Raw genomic sequence first — 12,937 nt, 5'->3', positions numbered from 1 at the left:
ACTCAGACCGCCCTCATCAGCAGGGTCGCGGCGACCAGCAGGACCGCGCCGCCGAACATCGAGACCGCGTAGGAGCGGGCGAACCCGTTCTGCACCCGCCGCAGTCGCCCGGACAGACCGCCGAACGCGGCGGCCGTGCCGTTGACCACGCCGTCCACCAGCTTGTGGTCGACGTAGACCAGGCCGCGGGTGAGGTAGTTGCCCGGCTGGACGAGCACCGCGTGGTTGAAGTCGTCCTGGAGCAGGTCGCGCCTGGCCGCCCGGGTCAGCAGGGAGCCGGTCGGGGCCACCACGGGCACCGGACGGCGGCCGTACTGGAACCAGGCGCCGGCCACGCCGATCACCATCACGCCGGTGGCGGCGACCGACACCATGCCGTGGCTGACCGGCGAGTCGCCGTGCGCGATGCCGGTGACCGGCTCGAGCCAGTGCTCGAAGGAGGAGCCGAGGTCGAACAGGAAGCCGGCGGCCACCGAGCCCACCGCCAGCACCACCATCGGGATGGTCATGGTCAGCGGGGACTCGTGCGGGTGCGGCTCGTGTCCGTTGGCGTCCGGCTGCCAGCGCTTCTCGCCGAAGAACGTCAGCAGCATGATGCGGGTCATGTAGTACGCGGTGAGCGCCGCGCCGAGCAGCATCACGCCGCCGAGCAGCCAGCCCTGGCCACCGCCCTTGGAGAACCCGGCGTAGATGATCTCGTCCTTGGAGAAGAAGCCGGAGAGATAGGGGAAGCCGATGATCGCCAGGTAGGCGAGGCCGAAGGTGGCGAAGGTGATCGGCATGTGCTTCCGCAGCCCGCCGTACCGCCGCATGTCGACCTCGTCGTTCATGCCGTGCATCACCGAGCCGGCGCCCAGGAAGAGCCCGGCCTTGAAGAAGCCGTGGGTGACGAGGTGCATGATGGCGAAGGCGTAGCCCAGCGGGCCGAGGCCCGCGGCCAGCATCATGTAGCCGATCTGCGACATGGTGGAGCCGGCCAGCGCCTTCTTGATGTCGTCCTTGGCGCAACCGACGATGGCACCGAAGAGCAGCGTGACCGCGCCGACGGTGATGACGACGGTCTGCGCGTCGGGCGCCGCGTTGAAGACGTCGGCGGACCTGGTCACCAGGTAGACGCCTGCGGTCACCATGGTGGCGGCGTGGATCAGGGCCGAGACCGGGGTCGGGCCCTCCATCGCGTCGCCGAGCCAGGACTGGAGCGGCACCTGCGCCGACTTGCCGCAGGCGGCGAGCAGCAGCATCAGGCCGATGCCGGTGAGCGTCGCCTCGCTCGTGGAGGTGGCGTTGGGCAGGACGGTGTCGAACGCGAAGCTGCCGAAGGTCGTGAACATCAGGAAGATCGCGATCGAGAGGCCGACGTCGCCGACCCGGTTGACCACGAACGCCTTCTTGGCCGCGGTGGCCGCGCTCGGCTTGTGCTGCCAGAAGCCGATCAGCAGGTAGGACGCGAGACCCACGCCCTCCCAGCCGACGTACAGCAGCAGGTAGTTGTCGGCCAGGACCAGCAGCAGCATGGCCGCGAGGAACAGATTGAGGTAGCCGAAGAAGCGGCGCCGCCGCTCGTCGTGCTCCATGTAGCCGACGGAGTAGAGGTGGATCAGGGTGCCGACGCCCGTGATCAGCAGGACGAAGGTCATCGACAGCTGGTCGAGCTGGAACGCCACGTCGGCCCGGAAGTCGGCCACCGGCACCCAGCTGAACAGGTGCTGGTGCAGGGTGCGGTGCTCGGCCTCCTCGCCGAGGAGGTCGAAGAAGAGCACGGCGGCGAGGACGAACGACACCGCGGCGAGACCGGTGCCCAGCCAGTGGCCGAACCGGTCGAGCCGCCGCCCTCCCACCAGGAGCACGGCGGCGCCCAGCAGCGGGGCCGCGATGAGCAGTGCGATCAATGACTCCACTGGTTTCGTTCCCCTTACAGCTTCATCAGGCTGGCGTCGTCGACCGAGGCCGAGTGGCGGGAGCGGAACACCATGATGATGATCGCGAGCCCCACCACGACCTCGGCGGCGGCCACCACCATCACGAAGAACGCCATGATCTGGCCGTCCAGGTTGCCGTGCATGCGGGAGAAGGTGACCAGCGCCAGGTTGGCGGCGTTGAGCATCAACTCGATGCACATGAACAGCACGATGGCGTTCCGCCGGAGCAGCACCCCGCAGGCGCCCACCGTGAACAGCAGGGCGGAGAGGAAGAGGTAGTTCTCGGGGTTCACCGCTTCACCTCCACCGTCTCGCCGTCGTTCTCGTTGTCGTCCTCGACCGCCTGGTCGGCGCTCTCGATCGCCTTCGGTTTGGGGGGAACCCGCTGGCCGTGGTAGGTCGCGGTGTGCTGCTCGATGGCGGCGACGGCGTCCACCGCCTCCCGGTGCACCTCGCGGACCTGCCCGCGGGCGCGCAGCGTGGCGTTGACGGTCAGCTCGGACGGGGTGCCGTCGGGCAGCAGGCCCGGGATGTCCACGCCGTTGTGGCGGGCGTAGACGCCTGGCGCGGGCAGCGGCGGCACGTGCGTGCCGGCGCGCACCCGGTCCTCGGACTGCTCGCGCTGCGACTTGATGCGCTCGACGCGCTCGCGGTGGGTGAGGAGCGTGGCGCCGACGGCGGCGATGGTCAGCAGGATGCCGGTCACCTCGAAGGCCACCACGTAGCGGGTGAACAGCAGCGAGGCGATGCCCTGCACGTTGCCGCCGGCGTTGGCCTCGGCCAGCCCGGTGAAGGAGCCGGTGACGGCCTGCCCGATGCCGGCCGTCAGCAGGATGCCGAGCCCGAGCCCGCAGCCGGCCGCCAGCCAACGCTGCCCGGTGAGGGTCTCCTTGAGCGAGTCCGTCGCGCTGACGCCGACCAGCATCAACACGAAGAGGAAGAGCATCATCACGGCGCCGGTGTAGACGACGATCTGCACCACGCCGAGGAAGTAAGCGCCGTTGGCCAGGTAGAAGAGGGCGAGCAGCACCATGGTGCCGGCCAGCGAGAGGGCCGAGTGGACGGCCCTGCGCAGCAGCACGGTGCCGAGCGCGCCGGCCACCGCCAGCGGGGCGAGGATCCAGAACTGGACGGCCTCGCCCGAGGAGGTGGAGGTCTCGGCGGCCAGCGAGGTGAGGGGGGCGAGAGCGCTCATGCCTGCACTCCCGGCTCGTGCAGCTTGGAGGCGGCCGTGATCGGGTCCTCGTCCACGGCGTCCTGGACGGTGCCGGGCACCTGCCGGACGGTGTCGGGCGCGGCGCGCGTCACCTCGCCCCGGTAGTACGACTGCTCGTCGGTGCCCGGGTACATGGCGTGTGGGGCCTCGACCATGCCGTCCTGGAGGCCGGCGAGCAGCTCCTCCTTGGTGTAGATCAGGGAGGCGCGGGTGCGGTCGGCCAGCTCGTACTCGTTGGTCATGGTGAGCGCCCTGGTGGGGCACGCCTCGACGCACAGGCCGCACAGGATGCAGCGCAGGTAGTTGATCTGGTAGACGCGGCCGTAGCGCTCGCCCGGGGAGTACCGCTCCTCCTCGGTGTTGTCCGCGCCCTCCACATAGATGGCGTCGGCGGGACAGGCCCAGGCGCACAGCTCGCAGCCGATGCACTTCTCCAGGCCGTCCGGGTGCCGGTTGAGCTGGTGCCGGCCGTGGAAACGGGGCGCGGTCGGCTTCTTCTCCTCCGGGTACTGCTCGGTGAGCCGCTTCTTGAACATGGCCCTGAAGGTCAGTCCGAAGCCGCCCAGCGGATTGTGGATCTCAGGCATCGCCGTCCTCGCCTCCCTTTCCGTCGTGGCTGCCGTTGACTGTGGTGTGGCCGCCCGTGCCGCCCGCGCTGGCGGGCACCCGCTCGGCGCGGGATGGCCGGCGCGGCACCGGCGGCAGGGTCTGCCCGGGCAGCGGCGGCACGGGGTAGCCGCCGGCCATCGGGTCGAACGGCTCGGCCGCCTTCGCGGCCTCCTCCGCTTCGAGTCGCTGGTCCGCGCGGTCGCGGAAGACGTCGACGACGAAGGAGAGGAGCAGCAGGACCAGCACCCCGCTGCCGACCCAGAGCACGATGTCGCGGAACTCGTAGTCCTCGTTCTGCATCGCCCGCACGGTGGCGACCAGCATCAGCCAGACCAGCGCGATCGGGATGAGGACCTTCCAGCCGAGCACCATGAACTGGTCGTAGCGGACACGGGGCAGCGAGGCCCTGATCCACATGAAGAAGAAGATGACGGCGCAGACCTTGATCGTGAACCAGAGCATGGGCCACCAACCGGAGTTGGCGCCCTCCCAGAAGCTGAGCGGCACCGGGGCGCGCCAGCCGCCGAGGAAGAGGGTGACCATCAGGGTGGAGACGGCGACCGTGTGGATGTACTCGGACATCATGAAGAAGGCGAACTTGATGGACGAGTACTCGGTGAGGTAGCCGCCGACCAGGTCGCCCTCGGACTCCGGCATGTCGAACGGCGGGCGGTGCGCCTCGCCGACCATCGCCACCATGTACATCAGGAAGGACACCGGCAGCAGGACCATGAACCAGCGGTCCTCCTGGGCGTCCACGATGGCCGAGGTGGACATCGACCCGGAGTAGAGGAAGACGGCGGCGAAGCTGAGGCCCATCGCGACCTCGTAGGAGATGATCTGCGCCGTCGCCCGCACGCCGCCGAGCAGCGGGTAGGTCGAGTTGGACGACCAGCCGGCGAGCACCGTGCCGTAGACGGCGATGGCGCCGGTGGCCAGCACGTAGAGCAGGGCGACCGGGAGGTCGGTGAGCTGGAGGACGGTCTCGGTGCCGAAGATGTTGACCGGGTCGTCCTTGGGGCCGAATGGGATCACCGCGATCGCCATGAACGCCGGGATGGCGGCCAGCACCGGTGCCAGCAGGTACACGAAGCGGTCGGCGCCCCGGACGACGATGTCCTCCTTGAGCATCAGCTTCACGCCGTCGGCGAGCGACTGGAGCATGCCCCACGGGCCGTGCCTGTTGGGGCCGATGCGCAGCTGCATCCAGCCGAGGACCTTGCGCTCCATGACGATGCTGACCAGCACGAGGCCCAGCAGGAACGCGAAACAGAACACCGCCTTGAGCACGATCAGCCAGAACGGGTCGTCCCCGAACATGGACAGGTCGGTCTCCTCCGCGAGCTCGATCACGCGGTCACCTCCTCGACATCAGCGGGGGCCTGGGAGGCGGCCGCGATGGAGACCACCGCGCCCGGCGTGACGCCCAGGTCGTCGGCGACACCGCCGCCCACGGAGTTCAGCGGCAGCCACACCACCCGGTCGGGCATCTCCTCGGTGACGGCCAGCGGCAGCTCGACGGAGCCGGCAGGACCCGTCACGACCAGCGGCTCGCCGTCCGCGACCCCCGCCTCGCCCGCGGTCGCCGCGTTGAGCCGGGCGACGGCGGCGTGCCGGGTGGCGGCGAGCGCCGGGTCGCCGTCCTGGAGCCGGCCCTGGTCGAGCAGCAGCCGGTGGCCGGCGAGCACGGCCTCGCCGGCGCCGGGGCTCGGCAGCTCGGCGGACGGCGCGGTCGGGCCGAGCGGCAGGTCGCCCGTCCAGTCGGCCAGCGCGTCCAACTCGCGGCGCGCGGCGTACACGTCGGGCAGCCCCAGGGACAGGCCCATCGCGTCGGCGAGCATGGTGAGCGCCCTGGCGTCGGTCTGCACCAGGCGGCGGGTCATCTGGTCCGGCTTGACGGCCGCGGCGAACGGGCGGACCCGGCCCTCCCAGTTGAGGAACGAGCCCTCCTTCTCCACCACCGCGGCCACCGGCAGCACCACGTGGGCGCGCTCGGTCACCTCGGACGGCCGCAGTTCGAGGCTGACCAGGAAGCCGTCGCGCGCCACCGCGTCCAGCGCGGCGCGGGCGCCCGCCGGGTCCGGCAGGTCGGCCGGCTCGACGCCGCCGACCAGCAGCGCGCCCAACTCGCCGGCCGCCGCGGCCGCCAGGATCCCGGCGGTGTCGCGGCCGGCCGCCTCGGGCAGGGCGTCGAGGCCCCAGGCCGCGGCCACCTCCTGGCGGGCACGGGACGAGGAGACGGGCCGGCCGCCGGGCAGCAGCCCGGGCAGCGCGCCCACCTCGATCGCGCCCCGCTCGCCCGCCCGGCGCGGGACCCACACCAGGCTCGCGCCGGTCGCGCCGGCGGCCGCCACGGCCGCCGTGTAGCCGCCGGAGACGGCGGCGAGCCGCTCACCGACGATGATCAGCGCGCCAGGCTCGCGCAGCGCGGCGGCCGCCCGGCCGCCCGCGTCGCCCAGGTTGTCGGCGTTGCCGGCCAGCGCCTCGAGCCAGTCGGGCTCGGTGCCCGGCGCGGCCGGCAGCAGCGTGCCGTTGGTCTTGGCCAGGCCCCGGCTGATGTGGGTGGCGACGGAGAACACCCGCTGGCCGCGCTTGCGGGCCGCCTTGCGCAGCCGCAGGAAGACGCCAGGCGCCTCCTCCTCGGACTCGAAGCCGACCAGCAGCACGGCCGGCGCGGCCTCCAGACCCCGGTAGCCGGGGCCGCCGCCGTCCAGGTCGACGCCGTGGCCGGCGACGTGCGAGGCGAGGAACGCGGCCTCCTCCTGGCTGTGCCGGCGGGCCCGGAAGTCGATGTCGTTGGTGCCGAGCGCGACCCGGGCGAACTTGGCGTAGGCGTAGGCGTCCTCGACGGTCAGCCGGCCGCCGGTGAGCACCGCCGCGCCCCGCTCCCGCGCGGCCGTCAGGCCCTCGGCCGCGACCCGCAGCGCCTCGGGCCAACTCGCGGGGGCCAGCTCGCCGGTCTCCCGGTCCCGCACCAGCGGTCCCGTCAGCCGGTCGGGCCGCTGCGCGTAGCGGAACGCGAACCTGCCCTTGTCGCAGATCCACTCCTCGTTGACCTCGGGGTCGTTCTCGGCCATGCGGCGCATCACCTTGCCGCGCCGGTGGTCGGTGCGCATGGCGCAGCCGCCCGAGCAGTGCTCGCAGACGCCGGGCGACGACACCAGGTCGAAGGGCCGGGAGCGGAACCGGTAGGCGGCCGAGGTCAGCGCGCCCACCGGGCAGATCTGGATGGTGTTGCCAGAGAAGTAGGACTCGAACGGGTCGCCCTGGCCGGTGCCCACCTGCTGCAGCGCGCCACGCTCAAGCAGCTCGATCATCGGGTCGCCCGCCACCTGCTGCGAGAAGCGGGTGCAGCGGGCGCACAGCACGCAGCGCTCCCGGTCGAGCAGCACCTGCGCGGAGATCGGCACCGGCTTCTGGAAGGTGCGCTTGACGCCGTCGAACCTGGTCTCCGGGTCGCCCGTGGACATCGCCTGGTTCTGCAGCGGGCACTCGCCGCCCTTGTCGCAGACCGGGCAGTCGAGCGGGTGGTTGATCAGCAGCAGCTCCATCACCCCCCGCTGCGCCTTCTCGGCGACCTGCGAGGTGAGCTGGGTCCGCACCACCATGCCCTCGGTGCAGGTGATGGTGCAGGACGCCATCGGCTTGCGCTGGCCCTCGACCTCCACGATGCACTGCCGGCAGGCGCCCGCCGGGTCGAGCAGCGGGTGGTCGCAGAACCGGGGGATCTCGATGCCCAACTGCTCGGCGGCCCTGATCACGAGCGTGCCCTTGGGCACCGAGACCTCGATGCCGTCGATGGTGAGGCTGACCAGGTCCTCGGCGGCCTTGGCCGTCAGCTCGTCGGCGGTGGCCGTCATGCGTTCACCTCCAGGTGAGCCGAAGTGTCGTCGTCCGCCCAGACGGTGGACTTCGCCGGGTCGAAGGGGCAGCCCCGGCCCGTGATGTGCTGCTCGTACTCGTCGCGGAAGTACTTGAGCGAGGAGAAGATGGGGCTCGCGGCGCCGTCGCCGAGCGCGCAGAAGGACTTGCCGTTGATGTTGTCCGCGATGTCGGCGATCTTGTCGATGTCGCTGAGGAGCCCCTTGCCCGCCTCGATGTCGCGCAGCAGTTGGACGAGCCAGTAGGTGCCCTCGCGGCACGGGGTGCACTTCCCGCAGGACTCGTGCGCGTAGAACTCGGTCCAGCGGGTGACGGCCCGCACCACGCAGGTGGTCTCGTCGAAGCACTGCAGGGCCTTGGTGCCCAGCATGGAGCCGGCGGCGCCGACCGCCTCGTAGTCGAGCGGGACGTCGAGGTGCTCATCGGTGAACATCGGGGTCGAGGAGCCGCCCGGGGTCCAGAACTTCAGCCGGTGGCCGGGGCGCATCCCGCCGCTGAGGTCGAGGAGTTCGCGGAGCGTCACGCCGAGCGGCGCCTCGTACTGCCCCGGGCGCGCCACGTGCCCGGAGAGCGAGTAGAGGGTGAAGCCGGGCGACTTCTCGCTGCCCATGGAGCGGAACCACTCCTTGCCCCGGTCCATGATGGCGGGAACCGAGGCGATGGACTCGACGTTGTTCACCACGGTGGGGCAGGCGTAGAGGCCGGCGATCGCGGGGAAGGGGGGTCGGAGCCTCGGCTGGCCGCGGCGCCCCTCGAGCGAGTCGAGCAGCGCGGTCTCCTCGCCGCAGATGTAGGCGCCGGCGCCGGCGTGCACGGTGATGTCCAGGTCGCCGCCCTCGCCGAGCGCGCCCTTGCCGAGGTAGCCGGCGGCGTACGCCTCGGCCACGGCGGACTGCAGCCGCCGCAGCACGGGGACGACCTCGCCGCGCAGGTAGATGAAGGCGTGGTTGGAGCGGATGGCGTGGCAGGCGATGACGATGCCCTCGATCAGCGCGTGCGGATTGGCGAACAGGAGTGGGATGTCCTTGCAGGTGCCCGGCTCCGACTCGTCGGCGTTGACCACCAGGTAGTGCGGCTTGCCGTCGCCCTGCGGGATGAACTGCCACTTCATCCCGGTCGGGAAGCCGGCGCCGCCGCGGCCGCGCAGGCCCGATTCCTTGACGTAGGCGATGACGTCGTCGGGCGGCATGGCGAGCGCCTTACCCAGGCCCCGGTAGCCGCCGTGCGCGCGGTAGACGTCCAGGGTCCAGGAGTCGGGCGTGTCCCAGGTGGCGGAGAGCACCGGCGCGAGGATCTTCTCGGGCCCTGCCTCGTTGAGCTCTTCGGCGGTCACGGTCATCACTCGTCCTCCTCGGTCACCGGCCCGGCGGGGTGCCGTGGGTCGGAGGCCGAACTCGGCTGGGGAGCGTCGTGTGAGCTGGGGTGGGTGGCCGGCGGCTGGCCGGGCTCGGCCGGCTCCGAGGTGCGGCCGGCCGGCTCGGCGCCGGAGCGCGGCGGCACGACGGTGCCGGGGCCGGTCTCGCCGCGGGCGAGGCGGAGCCCGGCGAGCGAGGCGGGGCCCGCGCTGCCGCCGGCGGCGACGGCGCCGGGGCGCTCGTCGGGGAAGCCGGCGAGCACCCGGGCGGTCTGCCTGAAGTCGCAGAGCGGGGCGCCGCGGGTCGGGGTGACCTCGGCGCCGGCGCGCAGCTCGTCCACCAGGCGCTTGGCCGACTCGATGGTCTGGTTGTCGAAGAACTCCCAGTTGACCATCAGCACCGGCGCGAAGTCGCAGGCCGCGTTGCACTCGATGTGCTCGAGGGTGACCTTGCCGTCCTCGGTGGTCTCGCCGTTGCCCACGCCCAGGTGTTCCTGCAGGGCGGCGAAGATGGCGTCCCCGCCGAGCACCGCGCACAGGGTGTTGGTGCAGACGCCCACCTGGTACTCGCCGGACGGCTTGCGCCGGTACATGGAGTAGAAGGTGGCGACCGCGGTCACCTCGGCGGTGGTGAGGCCGAGTTGGTCGGCGCAGAACGCCATGCCGGTGCGGGTGACGTAGCCCTCCTCGGACTGCACCAGGTGCAGCAGCGGCAGCAGCGCGGAGCGGCTGTCGGGGTAGCGGGCGATGACCTGCGCCGCGTCGGCCGCGAGCCGCTCCTGGACGTCCGCCGGGTAGGCGGGCGCGGGCAGCTCGGGCATCCCGAGGTTCACGTCCGTCATCGGTCGACGCCTCCCATCACGGGGTCGATGGACGCGACGGCGACGATCACGTCGGCCACCATGCCGCCCTCGCACATCGCGGCCATGCTCTGCAGGTTGGTGAACGAGGGGTCGCGGAAGTGGACCCGGAACGGCCGGGTGCCGCCGTCGCTGACCATGTGCACGCCGAGCTCGCCCTTGGGGGACTCGACGGCGGTGTAGACCTGGCCGGCCGGGACCCGGAAGCCCTCGGTGACCAGCTTGAAGTGGTGGATCAGGGCCTCCATCGAGGTGCCCATGATGTTCTTGATGTGGTCGAGCGAGTTGCCCAGGCCGTCCGGGCCGAGGGCGAGCTGCGCGGGCCAGGCGATCTTCTTGTCGGCGACCATGACCGGGCCGGGCTCCAGGCGCTCGATGCACTGCTCGATGATCCGCAGCGACTGCCGCATCTCCTCGAGCCGCAGCAGGAAGCGGCCGAAGGAGTCGCAGGTGTCGGTGGTGGGGACCTCGAAGTCGTAGGTCTCGTAGCCGCAGTACGGGTCGGTCTTGCGCAGGTCGTGCGGCAGCCCGGCGGAGCGCAGGATCGGCCCGGTGGCGCCGAGCGCGAGGCAGCCGGCGAGGTCGAGATAGCCGACGTTCTTGAGGCGGTTACGGAAGACCGGGTTGTACGTGCAGAGCTTGTCGTACTCCGGCAGGTTCTTCCGCATCTTCTTGACGAACTCGCGGAGCGCGTCGATGGCGCCGGGCGGCAGGTCCTGCGCGAGGCCGCCGGGGCGGACGTACGCGTGGTTCATCCGGAGCCCGGTGATCAGCTCGAAGACGTCGAGGCAGTGTTCGCGGTCCCGGAAGCCGTAGATCATCACCGTGGTGGCGCCGAGCTCCATGCCGCCGGTGGCGATGGCCACGAAGTGCGAGGAGAGCCGGTTGAGCTCCATCAGCAGCACCCGGATGACGCTGGCCCGGTCCGGGATGTCGTCGGTGATGCCGAGCAGCTTCTCGACGCCGAGGCAGTACGCCGTCTCGTTGAAGAACGGCGTCAGGTAGTCCATCCGCGTCACGAACGTGGTGCCCTGGGTCCACGTCCGGTACTCGAGGTTCTTCTCGATGCCGGTGTGCAGGTAGCCGATGCCGGCGCGCGCCTCGGTGACCGTCTCGCCGTCGATCTCCAGGATCAGCCGCAGCACCCCGTGCGTCGACGGGTGCTGGGGACCCATGTTGACGATGATCTTCTCGTCGTCGGCGCGGTCGGCCGCGGCCTGGGTGATCTCGTCCCAGTCGCCGCCGGTGACGGTGTAGACCGTGCCTTCCGTGGTCTCCCTGGCCTCGGCGGCTCGGGTGGCGTGTGTGGCAGACATCAGCTGTACGACCTCCGCTGGTCGGGTGCCGGGATCTGGGCGCCCTTGTACTCGACGGGGATGCCGCCGAGCGGGTAGTCCTTGCGCTGCGGGAAGCCCTGCCAGTCGTCGGGCATCATGATCCGGGTGAGCGCGGGGTGCCCGTCGAAGATCAGGCCGAAGAAGTCGTAGGTCTCCCGCTCGTGCCAGTCGTTGGTGGGATAGACCTCGACGATGGACGGGACGTGAGGGTCGGCGTCGGGCGCGCTGACCTCCAGCCTGATCAGCCGGCCGTGGGTCAACGACCGCAGGTGGTAGACGGCGTGCAGCTCGCGCCCGTGGTCCTCCGGGTTGTGCACCCCGCTGACGCCGGTGCACAGCTCGAACCGCAGCGCCGGGTCGTCCCGCAGCGTCCGCGCCACGGCCCTGAGGTGCTCGCGGGCGATGTGGAAGGTGAGCTCCCCGCGGTCCACCACGGTGCGCTCGATCACGCGGTCCGGGTCGAGGCCCTGCTCCTCGAGCGCGCCCTCCAGCTCGTCGGCCACCTCGTCGAAGTAGCCGCCGTAGGGGCGGGAACTGCCGGATGGCATGTGGACGGTCCGCACCAAGCCGCCGTAGCCGCTGGTGTCCCCGCCGTTCCGCGGGCCGAACATGCCGCGCCGCCGCGCGATGGGCTCGCCGGCCGCGCCCCTGACGGCCGGCACCCCGCCGCTTGTGTTCGTGTTCCCATTCACGTGCGCGTCGTCGCTCAACGGAGCAGCCCCTTCATCTCGATCGTCGGCAGGGCCTTCAGGGCCGCCTCCTCCGCCTCGCGGGCGGCCTGTTCGCGGTTGATGCCGAGCTTCTCCTCGCGGATCTTGGCGTGCAGCTTGAGGATCGCGTCAATCAGCATCTCGGGCCGCGGCGGGCAGCCGGGGAGGTAGATGTCCACGGGGACGACGTGGTCGACGCCCTGCACGATCGAGTAGTTGTTGAACATCCCGCCCGAGGACGCGCAGACGCCCATGGAGATGACCCACTTGGGATTCGGCATCTGGTCGTAGACCTGCCGCAGCACCGGCGCCATCTTCTGGCTGACGCGACCGGCGACGATCATCAGGTCGGCCTGGCGCGGGGAGCCGCGGAAGACCTCCATGCCGAAGCGGGCCAGGTCGTAGCGGCCGGCGCCGGTCGTCATCATCTCGATCGCGCAGCAGGCCAGGCCGAAGGTGGCGGGGAACACCGAGGACTTCCGGGCCAGGCCCGCCAGGTTCTCCACCGTGTCCAGCAGGAAGCCGCCGGGGATCTTGTCTTCGATACCCATCTCAGGTTCGCCCTTCCCTCAGTCCCACTCCAGGCCGCCGCGCCGCCAGTCGTAGGCGTAGGCGACGCCGATCAGGCCGACGAAAACCAACATCTGCACGAGCCCGAACATCCCCAGCGCGTCGAACTGGACGGCCCAGGGATAGAGGAAGACGATCTCGATGTCGAAGATGATGAAGAGCATCGCCGTCAGGTAGTACTTGACGGGAAAGCGCCCGCCTCCCACCGGCTGCGGCGTGGGTTCCACACCGCACTCATAGGCCGAGAGCTTCGCCCGGTTGTAGCGCTTGGGACCGATGATCGCGGCGGCGACCACGGAGAAGACGACAAAGGCGGCCGCGAGGGCCCCTAGCACGAGGATGGGAACGTACGCGTTCACCGCACCTCGCTCCTTCCAGTCGACGGCGACTGCTGGTCGCATGTGAGTCAGTTCACAAAGCTGGAGGCATCCTATGCCCCGGCCCCTGTGACCTTCGACACGGGGTCACCCATCAACTTTG

The 12,937-nt window shown here is 70.9% G+C and carries 12 protein-coding genes; all 12 read right to left on the bottom strand.

The window, feature by feature from the left end; genetic code table 11:
• Positions 1–2: 2 nt before the first annotated feature.
• From nuoL to E1265_RS10720, 12 genes are read right to left on the bottom strand one after another with little or no spacing between them, the layout of a single operon-like run.
• Entirely contained in the window at positions 3–1,898 is a 1,896-nt protein-coding gene (gene nuoL / locus E1265_RS10775) for an NADH-quinone oxidoreductase subunit L (RefSeq protein ID WP_132930040.1), read from the bottom strand.
• A gap of 14 nt (positions 1,899–1,912) precedes the next feature.
• On the bottom strand, positions 1,913–2,212 hold the full coding sequence (gene nuoK, locus E1265_RS10770) for an NADH-quinone oxidoreductase subunit NuoK (RefSeq protein ID WP_132930039.1): 300 nt from the start codon (positions 2,210–2,212) through the stop codon (positions 1,913–1,915).
• Positions 2,209–3,114: an NADH-quinone oxidoreductase subunit J gene (locus E1265_RS10765; protein WP_132930038.1), complete on the bottom strand. Its 906-nt coding sequence runs from the start codon at positions 3,112–3,114 to the stop codon at positions 2,209–2,211. Before E1265_RS10765 ends, nuoK begins: the two co-directional genes overlap by 4 nt.
• Entirely contained in the window at positions 3,111–3,722 is a 612-nt protein-coding gene (gene nuoI, locus E1265_RS10760; protein WP_132930037.1) for an NADH-quinone oxidoreductase subunit NuoI, read from the bottom strand. Before nuoI ends, E1265_RS10765 begins: the two co-directional genes overlap by 4 nt.
• On the bottom strand, positions 3,715–5,064 hold the full coding sequence (gene nuoH / locus E1265_RS10755) for an NADH-quinone oxidoreductase subunit NuoH (protein WP_132930059.1): 1,350 nt from the start codon (positions 5,062–5,064) through the stop codon (positions 3,715–3,717). Before nuoH ends, nuoI begins: the two co-directional genes overlap by 8 nt.
• A gap of 29 nt (positions 5,065–5,093) precedes the next feature.
• Complete coding sequence (locus E1265_RS10750; RefSeq protein ID WP_132930036.1) at positions 5,094–7,604, bottom strand: NADH-quinone oxidoreductase subunit G; 2,511 nt, start codon at positions 7,602–7,604, stop codon at positions 5,094–5,096.
• On the bottom strand, positions 7,601–8,965 hold the full coding sequence (nuoF, locus tag E1265_RS10745) for an NADH-quinone oxidoreductase subunit NuoF (RefSeq protein WP_132930035.1): 1,365 nt from the start codon (positions 8,963–8,965) through the stop codon (positions 7,601–7,603). Before nuoF ends, E1265_RS10750 begins: the two co-directional genes overlap by 4 nt.
• A complete protein-coding gene (gene nuoE, locus E1265_RS10740) occupies positions 8,965–9,822 on the bottom strand; it encodes an NADH-quinone oxidoreductase subunit NuoE (protein WP_132930034.1) in 858 nt (285 codons plus the stop codon). Before nuoE ends, nuoF begins: the two co-directional genes overlap by 1 nt.
• A complete protein-coding gene (locus E1265_RS10735) occupies positions 9,819–11,156 on the bottom strand; it encodes an NADH-quinone oxidoreductase subunit D (RefSeq protein WP_132930033.1) in 1,338 nt (445 codons plus the stop codon). Before E1265_RS10735 ends, nuoE begins: the two co-directional genes overlap by 4 nt.
• Entirely contained in the window at positions 11,156–11,839 is a 684-nt protein-coding gene (locus E1265_RS10730; protein WP_243740687.1) for an NADH-quinone oxidoreductase subunit C, read from the bottom strand. Before E1265_RS10730 ends, E1265_RS10735 begins: the two co-directional genes overlap by 1 nt.
• 44 nt (positions 11,840–11,883) lie before the next feature.
• The gene (locus tag E1265_RS10725; protein ID WP_132930031.1) at positions 11,884–12,438 is read right to left on the bottom strand and encodes an NADH-quinone oxidoreductase subunit B; all 555 of its coding nucleotides are present in this window, start codon (positions 12,436–12,438) and stop codon (positions 11,884–11,886) included.
• Between the two features lie 18 nt (positions 12,439–12,456).
• Entirely contained in the window at positions 12,457–12,816 is a 360-nt protein-coding gene (locus E1265_RS10720; RefSeq protein WP_132930030.1) for an NADH-quinone oxidoreductase subunit A, read from the bottom strand.
• Positions 12,817–12,937 lie beyond the last annotated feature (121 nt).

This window comes from Streptomyces sp. 8K308, from assembly GCF_004348315.1.
Taxonomy (GTDB): domain Bacteria; phylum Actinomycetota; class Actinomycetes; order Streptomycetales; family Streptomycetaceae; genus Streptomyces.
The sequence above is the reverse complement of the archived record's forward strand: the minus strand, read 5'-3'. Positions and strand labels throughout refer to the sequence as shown.

Excerpts from the sequence above, each read along its gene's own strand:
- E1265_RS10765 (WP_132930038.1), bottom strand. The coding sequence starts at position 3,114 with ATGAGCGCTCTCGCCCCCCTCACCTCGCTGGCCGCCGAGACCTCCACC.
- nuoI (WP_132930037.1), bottom strand. The coding sequence starts at position 3,722 with ATGCCTGAGATCCACAATCCGCTGGGCGGCTTCGGACTGACCTTCAGG.
- nuoH (WP_132930059.1), bottom strand. The coding sequence starts at position 5,064 with ATGTTCGGGGACGACCCGTTCTGGCTGATCGTGCTCAAGGCGGTGTTC.
- E1265_RS10750 (WP_132930036.1), bottom strand. The coding sequence starts at position 7,604 with ATGACGGCCACCGCCGACGAGCTGACGGCCAAGGCCGCCGAGGACCTG.
- nuoF (WP_132930035.1), bottom strand. The coding sequence starts at position 8,965 with ATGACCGTGACCGCCGAAGAGCTCAACGAGGCAGGGCCCGAGAAGATC.
- nuoE (WP_132930034.1), bottom strand. The coding sequence starts at position 9,822 with ATGACGGACGTGAACCTCGGGATGCCCGAGCTGCCCGCGCCCGCCTAC.
- E1265_RS10735 (WP_132930033.1), bottom strand. The coding sequence starts at position 11,156 with ATGTCTGCCACACACGCCACCCGAGCCGCCGAGGCCAGGGAGACCACG.
- E1265_RS10725 (WP_132930031.1), bottom strand. The coding sequence starts at position 12,438 with ATGGGTATCGAAGACAAGATCCCCGGCGGCTTCCTGCTGGACACGGTG.